Annotated in this window: 21 protein-coding genes; 11 read left to right on the top strand and 10 right to left on the bottom strand. The window is 59.3% G+C overall.

All coding sequences use genetic code 11. The annotated features are described in order from the left end of the window. Positions 1-33: 33 nt before the first annotated feature. Genes ispH through RUE5091_RS19440 form a run of 5 tightly spaced genes read left to right on the top strand, consistent with a single transcriptional unit; the run spans position 34 to position 3,094 of the window. Positions 34-984: a 4-hydroxy-3-methylbut-2-enyl diphosphate reductase gene (gene ispH / locus RUE5091_RS19460; protein ID WP_058283646.1), complete on the top strand. Its 951-nt coding sequence runs from the start codon at positions 34-36 to the stop codon at positions 982-984. Continuing rightward, positions 981-1,433 (top strand): DUF3429 domain-containing protein, encoded by a 453-nt coding sequence (locus RUE5091_RS19455; protein WP_058283596.1) that lies wholly within the window; start codon positions 981-983, stop codon positions 1,431-1,433. The genes ispH and RUE5091_RS19455 overlap by 4 nt, the downstream gene beginning before the upstream one ends. After that, on the top strand, positions 1,430-2,014 hold the full coding sequence (locus RUE5091_RS19450) for a class I SAM-dependent DNA methyltransferase (protein WP_058283595.1): 585 nt from the start codon (positions 1,430-1,432) through the stop codon (positions 2,012-2,014). The genes RUE5091_RS19455 and RUE5091_RS19450 overlap by 4 nt, the downstream gene beginning before the upstream one ends. Then, positions 2,007-2,474, top strand: coding sequence for a ribonuclease HI (gene rnhA, locus RUE5091_RS19445; RefSeq protein ID WP_058283594.1), 468 nt, complete (start codon positions 2,007-2,009; stop codon positions 2,472-2,474). The genes RUE5091_RS19450 and rnhA overlap by 8 nt, the downstream gene beginning before the upstream one ends. Next, complete coding sequence (locus RUE5091_RS19440; RefSeq protein ID WP_058283593.1) at positions 2,471-3,094, top strand: trimeric intracellular cation channel family protein; 624 nt, start codon at positions 2,471-2,473, stop codon at positions 3,092-3,094. Before rnhA ends, RUE5091_RS19440 begins: the two co-directional genes overlap by 4 nt. Here RUE5091_RS19440 and speB read toward each other — a convergent pair. From speB to def (RUE5091_RS19410), 6 genes are all read right to left on the bottom strand, one after another. Beyond that, complete coding sequence (gene speB / locus RUE5091_RS19435) at positions 3,091-3,912, bottom strand: agmatinase (protein WP_058283592.1); 822 nt, start codon at positions 3,910-3,912, stop codon at positions 3,091-3,093. The two genes, RUE5091_RS19440 and speB, sit on opposite strands and share 4 nt — an antisense overlap. 63 nt (positions 3,913-3,975) lie before the next feature. Further along, the gene (locus tag RUE5091_RS19430; RefSeq protein ID WP_058283591.1) at positions 3,976-4,212 is read right to left on the bottom strand and encodes a GlsB/YeaQ/YmgE family stress response membrane protein; all 237 of its coding nucleotides are present in this window, start codon (positions 4,210-4,212) and stop codon (positions 3,976-3,978) included. 1 nt (position 4,213) lies between these two features. Continuing rightward, positions 4,214-4,450 carry a hypothetical protein gene (locus tag RUE5091_RS19425; RefSeq protein WP_058283590.1) on the bottom strand — a complete coding sequence of 79 codons (237 nt, stop codon included), beginning with the start codon at positions 4,448-4,450 and terminating at the stop codon, positions 4,214-4,216. Continuing rightward, positions 4,450-5,370 carry a methionyl-tRNA formyltransferase gene (fmt, locus tag RUE5091_RS19420; protein ID WP_058283589.1) on the bottom strand — a complete coding sequence of 307 codons (921 nt, stop codon included), beginning with the start codon at positions 5,368-5,370 and terminating at the stop codon, positions 4,450-4,452. Before fmt ends, RUE5091_RS19425 begins: the two co-directional genes overlap by 1 nt. Before the next feature lie 2 nt (positions 5,371-5,372). Continuing rightward, on the bottom strand, positions 5,373-5,867 hold the full coding sequence (gene def / locus RUE5091_RS19415; RefSeq protein WP_058283588.1) for a peptide deformylase: 495 nt from the start codon (positions 5,865-5,867) through the stop codon (positions 5,373-5,375). Next, positions 5,864-6,382, bottom strand: coding sequence for a peptide deformylase (gene def, locus RUE5091_RS19410; RefSeq protein WP_058283587.1), 519 nt, complete (start codon positions 6,380-6,382; stop codon positions 5,864-5,866). Before def (RUE5091_RS19410) ends, def (RUE5091_RS19415) begins: the two co-directional genes overlap by 4 nt. Positions 6,383-6,476: 94 nt before the next feature. Between def (RUE5091_RS19410) and RUE5091_RS19405 the strand changes: the two genes are divergently transcribed. Then, positions 6,477-7,649: a MalY/PatB family protein gene (locus tag RUE5091_RS19405; protein ID WP_058283586.1), complete on the top strand. Its 1,173-nt coding sequence runs from the start codon at positions 6,477-6,479 to the stop codon at positions 7,647-7,649. Positions 7,650-7,744: 95 nt separating this feature from the next. Beyond that, on the top strand, positions 7,745-8,047 hold the full coding sequence (locus RUE5091_RS23635; RefSeq protein WP_243470820.1) for a L,D-transpeptidase family protein: 303 nt from the start codon (positions 7,745-7,747) through the stop codon (positions 8,045-8,047). Positions 8,048-8,172: 125 nt separating this feature from the next. Here RUE5091_RS23635 and RUE5091_RS19395 read toward each other — a convergent pair whose 3' ends face one another. Then, complete coding sequence (locus RUE5091_RS19395) at positions 8,173-8,526, bottom strand: hypothetical protein (protein ID WP_058283585.1); 354 nt, start codon at positions 8,524-8,526, stop codon at positions 8,173-8,175. Between the two features lie 213 nt (positions 8,527-8,739). Between RUE5091_RS19395 and RUE5091_RS19390 the strand changes: the two genes are divergently transcribed. Further along, positions 8,740-9,729, top strand: coding sequence for a glutathione S-transferase family protein (locus RUE5091_RS19390; RefSeq protein WP_058283584.1), 990 nt, complete (start codon positions 8,740-8,742; stop codon positions 9,727-9,729). On the opposite strand, the gene RUE5091_RS19385 is transcribed toward RUE5091_RS19390, so the two are convergent. Then, positions 9,711-10,073 carry a response regulator transcription factor gene (locus tag RUE5091_RS19385; RefSeq protein WP_058283583.1) on the bottom strand — a complete coding sequence of 121 codons (363 nt, stop codon included), beginning with the start codon at positions 10,071-10,073 and terminating at the stop codon, positions 9,711-9,713. The two genes, RUE5091_RS19390 and RUE5091_RS19385, sit on opposite strands and share 19 nt — an antisense overlap. A gap of 183 nt (positions 10,074-10,256) precedes the next feature. Between RUE5091_RS19385 and RUE5091_RS19380 the strand changes: the two genes are divergently transcribed. Genes RUE5091_RS19380 through RUE5091_RS19370 form a run of 3 tightly spaced genes read left to right on the top strand, consistent with a single transcriptional unit; the run spans position 10,257 to position 13,314 of the window. Further along, entirely contained in the window at positions 10,257-11,222 is a 966-nt protein-coding gene (locus tag RUE5091_RS19380) for a threonine-phosphate decarboxylase (protein ID WP_058283582.1), read from the top strand. Beyond that, complete coding sequence (gene cbiB, locus RUE5091_RS19375; protein ID WP_058283581.1) at positions 11,219-12,139, top strand: adenosylcobinamide-phosphate synthase CbiB; 921 nt, start codon at positions 11,219-11,221, stop codon at positions 12,137-12,139. The genes RUE5091_RS19380 and cbiB overlap by 4 nt, the downstream gene beginning before the upstream one ends. An 11-nt stretch (positions 12,140-12,150) precedes the next feature. Beyond that, the gene (locus tag RUE5091_RS19370; RefSeq protein ID WP_058283580.1) at positions 12,151-13,314 is read left to right on the top strand and encodes a lytic murein transglycosylase; all 1,164 of its coding nucleotides are present in this window, start codon (positions 12,151-12,153) and stop codon (positions 13,312-13,314) included. Between the two features lie 28 nt (positions 13,315-13,342). On the opposite strand, the gene RUE5091_RS19365 is transcribed toward RUE5091_RS19370, so the two are convergent. Both RUE5091_RS19365 and RUE5091_RS19360 read right to left on the bottom strand, forming a co-directional pair. Beyond that, entirely contained in the window at positions 13,343-13,681 is a 339-nt protein-coding gene (locus RUE5091_RS19365; protein ID WP_058283645.1) for an acyl-CoA thioesterase, read from the bottom strand. Positions 13,682-13,917: 236 nt separating this feature from the next. Next, entirely contained in the window at positions 13,918-14,268 is a 351-nt protein-coding gene (locus RUE5091_RS19360; protein ID WP_058283579.1) for a hypothetical protein, read from the bottom strand. Between the last annotated feature and the right edge of the window lie 41 nt (positions 14,269-14,309).

Below are 14,309 nucleotides of genomic sequence, written 5' to 3'. Positions count from 1 at the left end.
AAGACTTACCTGTGGCCTTATGGAGACCGTGAAATGACCAAGCCCCCCCTGACCCTTTACCTTGCCGCCCCGCGTGGGTTCTGCGCTGGCGTCGACCGCGCCATCAAGATCGTCGAAATGGCGCTGCAGAAATGGGGCGCGCCGGTCTATGTGCGCCACGAGATCGTGCATAACAAATTCGTCGTCGATGGATTGCGTGCGCAGGGCGCGGTGTTTGTCGAGGAATTGGACGAATGCCCCAATGACCGCCCGGTGATTTTCTCTGCCCATGGCGTGCCGAAATCCGTGCCGGCAACGGCCGAGCGACGCGAGATGATCTATGTCGATGCCACATGTCCGCTGGTGTCCAAAGTTCATGTCGAAGCCCAGCGCCACGCCGAGGCTGGATTGCAAATGATCATGATCGGCCACAAGGGCCACCCCGAGACCATCGGCACCATGGGCCAATTGCCAGATGGTGAGGTATTGCTTGTTGAAACGGTCGAGGATGTAGCCGCTGTGCAAGTGCGCGATCCGGGCAAGCTGGCTTTTGTCACCCAGACCACCCTGTCGGTGGATGACACCAAGGACATCATCTCGGCGTTGGAACAGCGCTTCCCGGCCATCGTTGGCCCGCACAAAGAAGACATCTGCTACGCCACCACTAACCGGCAAGAGGCCGTCAAGGCCGTAGCCCCGAAATCGGATGCCCTGCTGGTCGTGGGCGCGCCAAACTCATCGAACTCGCGCCGTCTGGTCGAGGTCGCTTCGCGCGCGGGATGCAACTATGCGCAGCTGGTGCAACGCGCAACCGAGATTGACTGGCGTGCCCTTGAAGGCATCTCGTCAGTCGCCATCACTGCCGGGGCATCGGCACCCGAGGTACTGGTCAACGAGGTAATCGACGCCTTTCGAGCCCACTATGACGTGACTGTCGAGCTGGTCGAAACCGCCACAGAAAACGTCGAATTCAAAGTTCCCCGCGTGCTGAGAGAGCCTGCATGAGAGGTATTCCAACGGCCCCGCTGTTTCTTGGGCTGGCAGGGGTGATCCCATTCATCTGGGGCGCACTGACCTATTTGAACGATGATCTGCACAGCTGGGGTACTCAGATGTTTGGGTCGCGGTTTGTAGGGCCGTATGTTCAACTGTTCTATGGCTCGGTGATCTTAAGTTTCATGTCTGGTGTTCTGTGGGGGTACGCGACCAAAACCTCGGGCGGCAAGGCGGCGACGTGTTATGTACTGTCAGTTCTGCCGGCGCTGTGGGCCTTTGTCAAAACCGGTGGCGGTCCTGTTAGCGCCGGCATCAATCTGATGTACGGGTTTGCCGGTGTTCTGGTACTGGATGCCATCTTTGCCTATTGGCAGCTGACGCCAACCTGGTGGTTGCGGCTGCGTGTTACGCTGACCGCCATCGTACTGGCCTGCCTGGCTGTAGGAGTGTACCTGTGACAGACAAAAGAACCATCAACGCCTATACGACGCGTGTGGCGGATTATCTGCAAATCCCTCTGCCCCCGGAACAGATCGAAGCCCGCCTGGCCTTTGCCGAGGCCGTAGGCAGCGGGCACGTTCTGGATCTGGGTTCGGGCCCCGGATCAGACAGCGCCTTTTTCATGCGCGAAGGCCTGACCGTCCGCGCACTGGACGCAACTCCGGCTTTCGTCGAACACGCGCGGGAAAACGGCGTCGACGCGCATCTGGGCACGTTTGACGATGTGACTGAGGTAGACGCCTATGAAGGCGTCTATGCCAGCTTTTCTCTACTGCACGCCCCTCGCGCCGATTTTCCGCGCCATATGGCGGCCATTCACCGAGCGCTGAAGCCCGAGGGTATCTTTTTCCTTGGCCTGAAGCTGGGCACGGGCGAACACCGCGACGATCTGGATCGCTATTACACCTATTACTCACAGACCGAAATCGAGGCTGAACTGGAGCAGGCTGGGTTCACCGTAGACCGGATCACAACCGGTATGGGCACGGGTCTGGCCGGGTCTTATGACGGGTTTATTCTGGTGCTTGCCCATGCCTGAGCTGTTTGCCTATACCGACGGCGCCTGTTCCGGCAATCCCGGCCCCGGCGGCTGGGGCGTGTTGCTGCGCGCGATGGAAGGCGACAAAGTCCTGAAAGAGCGCGAGTTGAAGGGCGGCGAAGCCGAAACCACCAACAACCGCATGGAACTGCTGGCCGCGATCAGCGCGCTTGAGACTCTGGAACGCGCCTCGAAAATCACCGTCGTTACCGACAGCGCCTATGTGAAGAATGGCGTCACGGGTTGGATTTTCGGATGGAAGCGAAACGGCTGGAAGACCTCGAATAGGAAACCAGTCAAGAATGTCGACCTGTGGCAACGGCTGGACGAGGCCCAGACCCGACACGATGTGACCTGGGAATGGGTCAAAGGCCACGCAGGCCACCCCGAAAACGAAAAGGCTGATGAATTGGCCCGCGCTGGCATGGCCCCGTTCAAACCGAAAAAGACGCAGGCATGAACGGGCTTGCCCTGCTGGACTATGCCTCGGTTCTGATCTTTGCCCTGACCGGCGCCCTAGTGGCCAGCCGGGCGCAACTAGATCTGGTGGGCTTTGCCTTCATCGCCTGCCTGACGGCGGTTGGCGGCGGTACAGTACGCGATCTGCTGCTGGACCGTCATCCGATATTCTGGGTAGGACAGCCAGATTATATTCTAATTGGAACCGGTGCTGCGGTGTTGGTGTTCCTCACCGCGCATCGGGTCGAAAGCCGTTACAACTGGCTGATTTGGCTGGACAGTTTCGCCCTGTCCATTGCGGTTGCCGCCGGAACAGGCGTGGCCCTGTCTCTGGGGCAATCTGGCACCATCGTAGTGTTGATGGGTGTCTGCACTGGCTGTCTGGGCGGGCTGATGCGTGATGTGGTCTGCAACGAGGTGCCATTGGTTCTGAAACAGGGCCAACTTTACGTCTCATGTGCATTTGCAGGCGCAGTCACCGCCGTGCTCGCCCACCGCCTTGGGTTCGACGAGATTGTGACGCTGGGAGCCTGCGCGCTGACCTGTTGGGCCTTGCGGGCAGGGTCTCTGCTGTGGGGTTGGCAGCTTCCCGTCTACAAAAGCCGCCCGCCGCGTCGTTAACGCGACAGCAGCCGCCCGCCGATTTCCTTGACGAATTTCGCCGCAACCATCGCAGTAATGCCGTAAGGGTCGCGATGAGGGTTCAACTCGACGATATCCGCGCCGACAAGTTGCCCTTCGAACCGGCGGATCAGATTGATCACCTCACGTGTGCTCAGCCCGCCGGGTTCGTGATGCGATACACCGGGCGCAAAGGCCGGGTCCAGCGCGTCCAGATCCAGCGACAGGTAAACCGGCCCATCAAAGCGAATCTCAAGATCGGGGTGCCAGGTTTGCATGTCGATGACCTCGACCCTGAACTTTTCGGCCTGTTCCTGCTGGGGCTTGTTCATAGTTCGGATGCCTACCTGCACCAGACGATTGATCTGGCATGTCTCCATCACCCGCGCGAACGGGCAACCGTGGCCCAAGGGGCCGATCTGCTGGCTGTCATACAGGTCAGGGTGCGAGTCGATATGCAGGATGTTCAGCCCCTCATACCGCTCAGCATGCGCCTTGATCAGCGGATAAGCGACCGAATGGTCACCCCCCAGCGACAACAGATGCGCCCCTGTTGCAATCCGTGCGTCGGCGCCCGCTTCGATCCGGTCGATGGGTTCCTGCCCCATCATCTCGAATACATCCAGATCACCGGTATCCTTGAACCGGTCAGTCGCACCCAGATCCGTGCCATCCTCGGCGGTCAGATTGGCGGCTCCGGAATGCAGCGCTTCGCGGATGCGGCCCGGTGCAAAGGCAGGCCCCTGCAAAAAGGTCGAGTGCAGATCCAGCGGCACCCCCATCAGAGCGACGTCACCAGGGTTCAGGTCGTATGGCATGGAGCACCTTTCGGGTTAGATGTTCCGGCGATCTGGCCGATATCCCGCCCGAAGGTCAAGAGGTTAGCGGCGCAAGTAAGTCTGCCAGATCCAGATCACCAGCAATGCACCCAGCACGGCACCGACAAAGCCCGACAGCCAACCCGCCACGGTGATCAAAAAGCGCAACAGAAACCCGCCCAACAGCGCACCTACGATTCCGATCAACATAGTCGTTGGTATGTTTGCCTCGATCCGCATCAACCGAGTGGCCAGAAATCCGGCGGCGGCTCCAATGACGATCAGGGCAATGACGGGCACGTTACTTCCTCCAATGCGTTGGCACGATGATCAGCGCACCGATGGACGACAGAACTGCGTTCAGACCGGGCGGGCCAAAACTGATGCCGAACATGATGCGCACAAAGTAAAACAGGAACGCCCCACCCACGCAAATAATGATCGAGGGCAAGTATCCATTATGGGTAAAACCGGTCTTTTCGGCCAGATAGCCTACGATACCAGCAATCACTACGGTGCCCATCAAGACCATAAACATCAGTCTTCCTCCGTATTCAGACGGGTTCCGGCCGCGACCGGCCAACCTCGCACGAACACATCCGTATCCTGCGCACCTTTACCCGCGCGCTGCAGGCGCAACAGGTCAATCGCCCCATCGCCACAGGCCACACGCAGCTTGTCGTTCAGAACCTTTCCGGGCGCGCCCTGACCCTCGGCCAGTTTCGAGGCCAGCAGTTTAATCCGATCCCCCCCGATCATAGTCCACGCACCGGGAAAGGGTGACAGGCCGCGTATCTGGCGATCCACTTCAACCGCCGGGCGAGTCCAGTCGACCCGCGCCTCGGCCTTGTCGATTTTCGAGGCATAAGTCACGCCCTCCTCGGTCTGCGGCTCGGGCGTCAGCTCGGGCAGACGGGCCAACGCCTCAACAATCAGTTCAGCGCCCATCGGCGCAAGGCGATCATGCAGTTGCGCGGTGGTTACGTGTGGCCCGATTGCAGTGGCCTGCCGCAACAAGACGGGGCCTGTATCCAGACCAGCCTCCATCCGCATGATACAGATACCGGTTTTCACATCGCCCGACATGATTGCCCGATGGATTGGAGCAGCACCGCGCCAGCGGGGCAACAGGCTAGCATGGATGTTCAAACAACCTTGCGCTGGCGCGTCCAGAATGGGTTGCGGCAGCAATAGCCCGTAGGCCACCACCACAGCCACATCGGCGTTCAGTGCGGCGAAGGCGTCCTGTTCCTCGGGTGATTTCAGCGAGACTGGATGGCGGACGGTCAGATCCAGCGCCTTAGCCCGGGCATGTACGGGTGTCGGTCTGTCCTTCTTTCCCCGCCCCGCCGGGCGCGGAGGCTGGCAATAGACCGCAGCGATCTCATGCCCGGCCCCGACCAGCGCATCCAACACCGGAACCGAGAAATCAGGCGTGCCCATGAAAATGACGCGCATCTTTACCCCTGTTTCATGGCTTTGCGCAGCAGCATATCGCGTTTGACCTTGCTGAGACGGTCGAAATACATCCGGCCATTCAGATGGTCGATCTGATGCTGCACGCTGGTGGCCTCGATCCCGACAAAATCGCGACGGTCGACCATACCCTGTTCGTTCAGGAATCGGACGGTCACTGCGCGCGGGCGTTTCACCTTGGCTGACACGCCGGGCAGGTTCGGGCTGGCCTCTTCATGTTCGCGCAACTCGATCGAGCTATGCAGAATCTCCGGGTTTGCCAGACGCACCGCGCGGCCCCGTTCGGTCGAGCCATCGACGACTGCCAGCCGCAGCATCACGCCGATCTGGGGGGCAGCCAGACCGACACCGGGCATGGCCTCCATCGTATCGATCATGTCGTTCCAGATGGCGCGAATCTCGTCGGTTACCTCAGACACATCGTCGGCCTTGGTCCGCAGACGTTTGTCGGGCCATGGCAGGCAGGTGCGGACGGTCATGCGCGGGCTTGCTCGCGTTTGAGTTTCTGCATTTTGCGGGTGATCATCTGGCGTTTCAACGGTTTGAGATAGTCGATGAACAGCTTGCCGTTCAGGTGGTCGATCTCGTGTTGGACACAGGTTGCCCAGAGCCCATCGAAAGTCTCTTGCTGCAAATTCCCGTCGCGATCCATCCACGTCACGTCCACCACTTTGGGTCGCGTCACATCGGCGAATTGCTCGGGGATCGACAGGCAGCCTTCCTCATAAACGTTGGTCTCATCTGACGAGGCGATGACCTCGGGGTTGAACATAATCAGAGGGCGCGGTGTCTCGCCTTCTTCCTTGATACAGTCCATCACGATCAGCCGGTCCAACACGCCGATCTGCGGCGCGGCCAGCCCGATGCCGGGCGCATCATACATCGTCTCAAGCATGTCATCGGCCAGTTTGCGCAGCTCGTCCGACAGATCAGCCACCGGGGCGCAAACCTTTTTCAGACGAGGGTCGGGATGGATCAGGATATTGCGTTTCATGGGGTTGATTTAGGCCATCCCGTCCCCCGCCGCAACGCCCCCCTTGCACCTGCGGGAATTGTAGCTAGCTTTCCTGCGGACAGATGGAGCAGACATGACTTTCAACGACCTGATCGACCGCCGGCGCACCAACAGTTCAAAATGGGACAAGATGGAGAAACTCTATGGGGTTTCTGCGCAGGATGGGCTGGCCATGTGGACCGCCGATTCCGACTATGCCACGGCGCCCTGCGTGATCGAGGCGGTTCGGGATGCCGCTGATCATGGGGCCTTTGGCTATTCCTGGGAACATCCGCAATACCTGGCCGCCGTACAGTGGTGGATGCAGAACCGTCACGATTGGGCAATCGACACTGATTGGGTACTGACCTCGCAAGGGTTGGGCAACGCCATTGCCCTGTGTCTGGATGTCTGGACGCAGCCGGGGGATGGTGTTGTCATCTTCACCCCCGTCTATCACGAGTTTGCCTACAAGATTAACACCGCCGGGCGGCGGGTCGTCGAATGTCCGCTGACGCGGCGGGGCGACAGCTATGGTATTGATCTTGAGGACGCACAGTCCCGGCTGGATGGGTCTGAAAAGCTGTTGATGTGGTGCTCGCCGCAAAACCCTTCGGGTCGGGTTTGGAGCCCCGAGGAATTGCAGGCTGTCGCCGCCTTTGCCGAACGCAATGGGTTGATCGTTGTTTCGGACGAAATTCATCAGGATCTGGTTTATCCCGGTCATACCTTCGTACCGATGGACAAGGCCGCGCCCGAGGCACGCGCTTGGACCGTGACTCTGGCTGCAGCTTCCAAGACGTTCAACATCGCCGGGCAGCGGACTGGCAATATGATTATCCCTGACCCCAAACTACGCGCCGAAATGCGGCACCGGCTAAGAACGCTGGACTACGCACCCAGCGCCCTGGGTGTGGCCATGGTCACTGCGGCTTATTCGCCAGAGGGCGCGGCTTGGGCGGATGCACAGGTGGCGCATCTGGATGCCAATCGCAAACTGTTCGATGCCGCCATTGCCGAGATACCGGGTCTGTGGTCTATGCCCCTACAGGCCACCTATCTAGCCTGGGTAGATTATTCAGGCACCGGGATGGATCACGACGAATTTGTACGCCGCCTGCGCGAGGACGCCCGTATTGCCACCTCCTCCGGTCCTGGCTTCGGCGCTGGCGGAGAGACTTTCGAACGGTTCAACCTGGCCACGCAGCGCAGCCGCGTCGAAGAAGCCTGCGCTCGGCTGAAACGCGCGTTTGGCGATTTACAATAAGGCCATGCGCAGGGTTGCTCTTTTCTCCCGGCTTGTCCTTCTGACTGGCGTAGCTTGGTTGGCTTAGATTTGGGCCCCGCCCACCCGCACCACCATTGGCTCCGCAAGTAACCCAGATCGATCTCATCCTGATCGAAAAATCTGCCCGTCGGCTGACCGCAATGCTAATCGGTGCGATAGTATTGCAGACCAACGTGGCATTGGGATTTGAGCCCGAAGGGGACAAACAGCAGGAAGGCGACGGCAAGTCCTCGGTTGGCATCTTCCAGATCGACCGACGCAATCCGCAGAGTGCGTACCGTCTTTCCTTTGGGATCAATTTCCCCCTGCCCAACGACATTTCCCGCGCCCTAAGTCAGGGAATTAATCCGGGTGGTGATATCTTCATTCACGGGTAGCCAAACGGCTTCGCAGGGCTAACCTTGCCCGGAGATTGGGCCGCGGGCTGCATCGCCCCGTCAAACACCGAAATGACGCAGCTTTGGAGCCTGACGCCAAATGGAACAGTGGTGGAAATCCGCCCCTAGTCTTTGTGCCCCAATAGGGCAATCGGTGCGTCGGGCGCGCGATAGAAATCCAGCGGAGCTTTGTCGGCCGCAGCCGTGCTGCGCTTGAACTCATACCGCATCTCGCCCGCCTCTTCATCGTCAGCGATGATCAGGCACTGATACAGGTGGCGCGCACCGTCGTAGATATCGACCAATCCACGCAGTTGCGGCGTCGTTTCGGCCTCAACCGTGAAACCGTCCTTCCACAATCTGAGGATTTTAAACGTATTGTCGCCAAACTCGACACGCAGACGGCTGGTTTTCTTCAGGCCCGCGATTCGCGCCGCATCCAATTCGGCGCTAATTTCCTTTGAAACATATGTACTCATGACAATTATTCCCCCGGCAATGGACTCTATTGTGACGGATCAATTGTAAAAATCCAGTGAAGGCGGTCACATAGAGCTGCGCGCCTTGGATCTGTTGCCGCGAAATCATAACCCGCCCTGTGCGCAGGCGCAGAGCCAGTGCGCGGCCCTTCATGTGGGAAGGTAGCGCCCAACACCATATGTTTGCCGAAACCCACAAGCGGAGGATACGCAATGGGCCTGTTGGTTGACGGCAAATGGCGCGACACTTGGTATGACACCAAATCCACCGGTGGCGCGTTCAAACGCAGCGCCGCGCAGTTTCGAAATTGGCTGACCGCAGACGGCAGCGCGGGGCCGTCCGGCAAGGGCGGTTTCAAGGCGGAACCGGATCGCTATCACCTCTATGTCAGCCATGCATGCCCCTGGGCACACCGCACGCTGATCTTCCGCGAATTGAAAGGGCTGACCAACCTGATCTCCGCCTCGGTGGTGCATCCCGACATGCTGGACAAAGGCTGGACCTTTGAAAAAGACGATCATGGCGCGACCGGCGATACCCTCTATGGGTTCGATTTCGCCCATCAGGTCTATACCAAAGCAGATCCGTCCTATTCGGGCCGCGTCACCGTACCAATCCTTTGGGATAAGCAGCAACAGACCATCGTTTCGAATGAAAGCTCGGAAATCATTCGTATGTTCAACACGGCCTTTAACGACATTACCGGCAATACCGACGACTACTGGCCCGAAGAAATGCGCAGCGAGATCGAAGAGGTCAATGCCCGCATCTATTCAGACATCAACAACGGTGTCTACAAATCCGGTTTCGCCACCACGCAACAGGCCTATGATGCGGCCGTGCATCCCCTGTTCGATACGCTGGATTGGCTTGAAGATCGCCTATCCCGGAACCGGTATCTGATGGGCGATCAGGTGACCGAAGCAGATTGGCGACTGTTCACCACCCTGATCCGGTTCGACCCGGTCTATCATTTGCATTTCAAGTGCAACAAGCGGCGGCTGATCGACTATCCGAACCTGTGGGCATACACACGCGAGTTATATCAATGGCCGGGCGTCGCGAAGACGGTGAATATGAACCATATTGTGCGCCACTATCACTACAGCCACGAGACGATAAATCCGAGCCGGATCATTCCGGTGAATCCGGCGCTGGACTATTTGCAACCACACGGGCGCGATCAGCGCCCCGCCGCGTAATGTTCGACCATCGCCGCCAGATCCTCTGGCGGCGTTTCGCTTTGCACGTAGGCGCAGGCATTCGGGCTGTGGGCAAAAATCGACCCGTCCGAGAAAAAGGTGGTGTTGGTGACAAAGATCACCCGCGCCTCGGGGCGGCGATAACTGGCGAAATCCGCCACGGCCAACGCACTGCCCGTCTCAAGCACCAGATCCAGCACGATGATTTCAAACTCCTGACCATACAACGCCAGAATCGCGGCCTCTTGCCCGGCCACCAGTGTCACTTCGGCGCCGTGCCGTTCCAGATGCCTTTTCCAAACCCGACCTAGATCGGGGTTACTCTCAACAATCAAAACATTCATTTGCAACAACCTCGGCCCAGGCAAGAGTGAATGGTGCCGACCCCCATGAATTGTGATCACGCTTATTCCTTAACAAAATGTTAACGGTGCTGACCGAAGCCGCCGATCTCGCGGATTCGCTTGTGTAAACGGCAAAAATCCGCTTGAAACGGGCCGAAACAGGCGATTCCAGCGAGAAACCCCATGGCAAGCCCTAACAAGAATTTGAACCCGCGCACCGCACGCGACCATGGCGGAGGGCTGGACGGAGCCATCGCATCTTATGGGGGAACCCGTACCGATTGGATGGACTTGTCCACCGGGATCAATCCCCGCCCCTATCAGGTGTCCGGGCTGATCCCCTCAGACTGGACCGAATTACCAGACCACGGCGCATTTGAGCGCCTGACTGAGGCTGCCCGTCACTTCTGGTCGGTCCCTGACGGCGCGGCAATCCTGCCTGCGCCCGGTGCTTCGGCCGTGATCGCCCGCATGCCGGCGTTGGCCGCTCTTGGCAGGGTTCAGATCACAACGCCCACCTACAACGAACACGCCGCCGCTTTCTCTGCGCAAGGTTGGACCGTGCAACCCAACGGCCCGACCGAGGCCCGCGTTATCGTACACCCGAATAACCCCGATGGCCGGATCTGGTCCGAGGCGGATGCGAACGCCCCGCTGACCGTAATCGACGAGAGCTTTTGCGATGTCAGCCCCGAGGCTTCGCTTATCCATCTGGCGACATGCCCCGGAGTGATCGTGTTGAAAAGCTTTGGCAAGTTTTGGGGTTTGGCCGGGCTGCGGCTGGGGTTTGCCGTCGGTCAACCCGAGCTGATCGCCCGGCTGAACGACCTGACCGGGCCATGGTCCGTGTCTGGCCCTGCGCTGCGGATCGGAGAGCAGGCCCTGCGAGACGTTGAATGGGCCATAGCAACCCGCCAACACCTAAGCGCCGAGGCCGACCGGCTTGACCAGTTGCTGATCAGAAAGGGGGCTGCCGTAGTCGGGGGCACCACGCTGTTTCGCCTCTATGAGGTCGACAGCGCCGCTGACTGGCAAGACCGTCTGGCCCGTGCTCATATCTGGAGCCGCGTCTTCCCCTATTCTCAAACCTACTTGCGACTGGGTCTGCCCCCAGCGGATGGCTGGAACAGACTAGAGGCCGCGCTGTGAGCACCGCGTTCCTGCTGGTCTGCGCCATGTGTCTGGACGCCGCATTGGGCGAGCCAGACTGGCTTTGGTCACGCGTTCGCCACCCGGCGGTGGCGACAGGCAACATTATCGGCTGGCTGGACAAACGTCTGAACCACGGCGCGCAGCAGCGGTTGAAAGGGGTTGCGGCGGTGATACTGCTGGTCATCGGTGCATTGATCCTTGGGCGCGTGCTGGCCTTTTTAGGACCTGTGGTCGAGATCATCCTCTGCGCCATCCTGTTAGCGCAGAAATCGCTGGTGTCGCATGTGCGTGATGTGGGTGAAGGGCTACGCAACTCTCTGGTCGAGGGCCGGTCCAAGGTCGCAATGATCGTGTCCCGTGATACTCGCGACATGACCGAGGCACAGGTTGCCCGGTCTGCGATTGAAAGCGCGGCCGAGAACCTCAGCGATGGGGTCATCGCCCCTGCATTCTGGTTTCTGCTCGCCGGGTTACCAGGGCTCCTGATTTACAAGGCCGTCAACACAGCCGACAGCATGATCGGTTACCGCACCGAAAAATACCGATACTTTGGATGGGCCGCCGCCCGTCTGGACGACGTACTGAACCTGATCCCTGCGCGCCTGACCTGCGTGTTGATCGTGGCCCTGTCCGGTCAATGGGCGCGCTGGGCTGATATGGTGACGGATGCACGTCGCCATATCTCTCCCAATGCAGGATGGCCCGAGGCCGCCATGGCGCGCGCCCTGAACGTCGCTCTGGCCGGTCCGCGCAGCTATGACGGGAAGGTCCGCGATCTGGCGTGGGTGAACGGCGATGCTCCGCGCGAAATCGGCGCGTCAGAGGTTTTCCGCGCATGTAACATGCTGTGGACCGTTTGGGGGCTTGCGCTTGGCCTTCTGTCGGTGTCGGTTGGAGTCAGCTTAATTCTCTGACGGACCCGCCCATGCGCATTCTCTCTGGCTTTGTTGCCGCCGTTCTGTTCGCCTCGCCCGCCTATGCCCAATGTGGCGGCGGCTTCAATTCCTTCGTCAAAGGGTTAAAGACCGAGGCCGTCCAGCAAGGGTTCGACAAATCCACCGTCAATGCATTTTTCAAAGGCGTGCAACAGGACGGAGCGGTCCTGAAAGCCGACCGCGCGCAGGGTGTGTTCCAGAAACCGTTCATCGATTTCTCGCGCCATTTGATCTCGCAAAACCGGATCGAGCGTGGTCAGGCTATGTCGCGCAAATATGACGCGGTGTTTGATCGGATCGAGCGGGAATACGGCGTCTCGCGCGGGGTTCTTCTGGCCTTTTGGGCCTTCGAGACCGATTACGGCGCGTTTCAGGGCGATTTCAACACCCGTAATGCGCTGGTGACGCTGGCCCATGATTGCCGTCGCCCTGAATTGTTCCGCCCTCAGATCTTCGCCGCCATCGAGCTATACCAACAAGGAAATTTCGATCCGGCCAGAACCACAGGTGCCTGGGCCGGAGAGATCGGTATGGTCCAGATGCTTCCGCGCGACATACTGGAAAACGGTGTCGACGGAGACGGAGACGGCAAAGTCTCATTGAAAACGTCCGCACCGGACGCGCTGATGTCGGGCGCCAAGATGTTGTCGCATCTCGGTTGGCAACCGGGGCAGCCGTGGCTGCAAGAGGTGACAGTGCCCGCGCAGATGGATTGGTCGCTGTCCGGACCGGGCAAACCACGCCCGGTGGCTGACTGGCAGGCGATGGGAGTGCAGGCCCGCAGCGGGTCCTTGACGAACTTGCCCGCGTCGCTGATCTTGCCGCAGGGGCGCAACGGACCGGCCTTTTTGGCCTATCCGAATTTCGACGTTTATTTCGAGTGGAATCAGAGTTTTGTCTACGTTCTGACCGCGGCTTATTTTGGCACACGACTGGAAGGCGGTCAGATCTATGACTCCGGAAACGCTGCACAGGGGCTTTCCGGCGCGCAGATGAAACAGCTGCAAAGCAAGCTTCAGGCACGCGGCCATGATGTCGGAAAAATCGACGGAATTCTGGGAGCAGGCACACGGGCTGCCGTGCAGGCGGAACAGGTGCGGTTGGGCTTGCCTGCTGATGCCTGGCCGACACCGGACCTGTTGAACCGTCTTTAAAGTGCTAGGCCCGCGACGAACAAGCGCGTCATTGGTCTTCGAACACTGGCCGTGGAGCGCCTTTTTCGTCCAGCGCCACAAAGACGAAATCGGCATCCGTGACCTTTTGTGCTTTCTCGGAATACCGGGGGCGTGCCCAGGCATCGACGTGAATACGCATGGAAGTACGCCCGACCTTGCGCAACGTAGCATAGAGCGTCACCTCATCGCCCACTTTGACTGGGCGTAAGAATTGCATCGCCTCGACCGAAACCGTGGCCCCGCGCCCCTGCGAAACTCGACCCGCCATATTCCCCGCCGCAAGGTCCATCTGCGACATCAGCCAGCCTCCGAAGATGTCGCCAGATGGGTTGGTATCGGCTGGCATCGCAACGGTACGGATGACTAGAACCCCCTCGTCCTGCTGACGGCCATGCGATCCCCGCTCTTTGCCACGGGCCAGGTTATTTTCTGTGTAGTCGCTCACTAAACTGCTCCTCTGATGGATCGCTACGGTTGGCGTATTGTGTCGATTTTCAGGATATTAATAGGTCGAAATCTAAATCGAAACGGCTATGCTGTGTTTCGCCCACAGAGGTGTGGCATCACCGAAAGCGTATGATTTCAGTCCGGTCGCACAGGATAGCGGTCGCCCTTTTGATCAATCAGGATCAGCCGCTCGCCACTGTGCACATACAAATCGCAGCGACTGAACCCGTTTCTATACTGGATGCAGACACTGCCATCCTCGGCGACTGAATAAGTGCCAAAGGCAGATTCTCCGCTGGCATAGGTGTATGAATAGGCCCCACCGGCAGAAAAACTGGACTGACCATCGTCATAGAAGGTCAGCGTGCGCCCGGCCAGCGCCTCCAGCTCTGTTGACGTCAAGGGAATATCACCGGGTTTGGTTGGCCATTCAGCAGCCCATGCCGGGCCTGCGATCAGCAGGGCGAGGATCAAAAAACGGGTCATGCCAGCACCCTACCCCGTGCGGCGATAAAACAGACATAACG

This window comes from Ruegeria denitrificans (assembly GCF_001458295.1).
Taxonomy (GTDB): domain Bacteria; phylum Pseudomonadota; class Alphaproteobacteria; order Rhodobacterales; family Rhodobacteraceae; genus Ruegeria; species Ruegeria denitrificans.
Note: the sequence above shows the minus strand (reverse complement) of the source record. Positions and strands in the feature narration are given on the sequence as shown.

What these genes read in the sequence shown, in the direction of transcription:
- fmt (WP_058283589.1), bottom strand. Translation starts at nt 5,370, where the DNA reads ATGCGCGTCATTTTCATGGGCACGCCTGATTTCTCGGTTCCGGTGTTG.
- rnhA (WP_058283594.1), top strand. Translation starts at nt 2,007, where the DNA reads ATGCCTGAGCTGTTTGCCTATACCGACGGCGCCTGTTCCGGCAATCCC.
- RUE5091_RS19390 (WP_058283584.1), top strand. Translation starts at nt 8,740, where the DNA reads ATGGGCCTGTTGGTTGACGGCAAATGGCGCGACACTTGGTATGACACC.
- RUE5091_RS19440 (WP_058283593.1), top strand. Translation starts at nt 2,471, where the DNA reads ATGAACGGGCTTGCCCTGCTGGACTATGCCTCGGTTCTGATCTTTGCC.
- RUE5091_RS19405 (WP_058283586.1), top strand. Translation starts at nt 6,477, where the DNA reads ATGACTTTCAACGACCTGATCGACCGCCGGCGCACCAACAGTTCAAAA.
- RUE5091_RS19395 (WP_058283585.1), bottom strand. Translation starts at nt 8,526, where the DNA reads ATGAGTACATATGTTTCAAAGGAAATTAGCGCCGAATTGGATGCGGCG.
- speB (WP_058283592.1), bottom strand. Translation starts at nt 3,912, where the DNA reads ATGCCATACGACCTGAACCCTGGTGACGTCGCTCTGATGGGGGTGCCG.
- RUE5091_RS19365 (WP_058283645.1), bottom strand. Translation starts at nt 13,681, where the DNA reads ATGCCAGCCGATACCAACCCATCTGGCGACATCTTCGGAGGCTGGCTG.
- RUE5091_RS19370 (WP_058283580.1), top strand. Translation starts at nt 12,151, where the DNA reads ATGCGCATTCTCTCTGGCTTTGTTGCCGCCGTTCTGTTCGCCTCGCCC.
- RUE5091_RS19360 (WP_058283579.1), bottom strand. Translation starts at nt 14,268, where the DNA reads ATGACCCGTTTTTTGATCCTCGCCCTGCTGATCGCAGGCCCGGCATGG.
- RUE5091_RS19425 (WP_058283590.1), bottom strand. Translation starts at nt 4,450, where the DNA reads ATGTTTATGGTCTTGATGGGCACCGTAGTGATTGCTGGTATCGTAGGC.
- def (WP_058283588.1), bottom strand. Translation starts at nt 5,867, where the DNA reads ATGACCGTCCGCACCTGCCTGCCATGGCCCGACAAACGTCTGCGGACC.
- RUE5091_RS19385 (WP_058283583.1), bottom strand. Translation starts at nt 10,073, where the DNA reads ATGAATGTTTTGATTGTTGAGAGTAACCCCGATCTAGGTCGGGTTTGG.
- RUE5091_RS19455 (WP_058283596.1), top strand. Translation starts at nt 981, where the DNA reads ATGAGAGGTATTCCAACGGCCCCGCTGTTTCTTGGGCTGGCAGGGGTG.
- def (WP_058283587.1), bottom strand. Translation starts at nt 6,382, where the DNA reads ATGAAACGCAATATCCTGATCCATCCCGACCCTCGTCTGAAAAAGGTT.
- ispH (WP_058283646.1), top strand. Translation starts at nt 34, where the DNA reads ATGACCAAGCCCCCCCTGACCCTTTACCTTGCCGCCCCGCGTGGGTTC.
- RUE5091_RS19380 (WP_058283582.1), top strand. Translation starts at nt 10,257, where the DNA reads ATGGCAAGCCCTAACAAGAATTTGAACCCGCGCACCGCACGCGACCAT.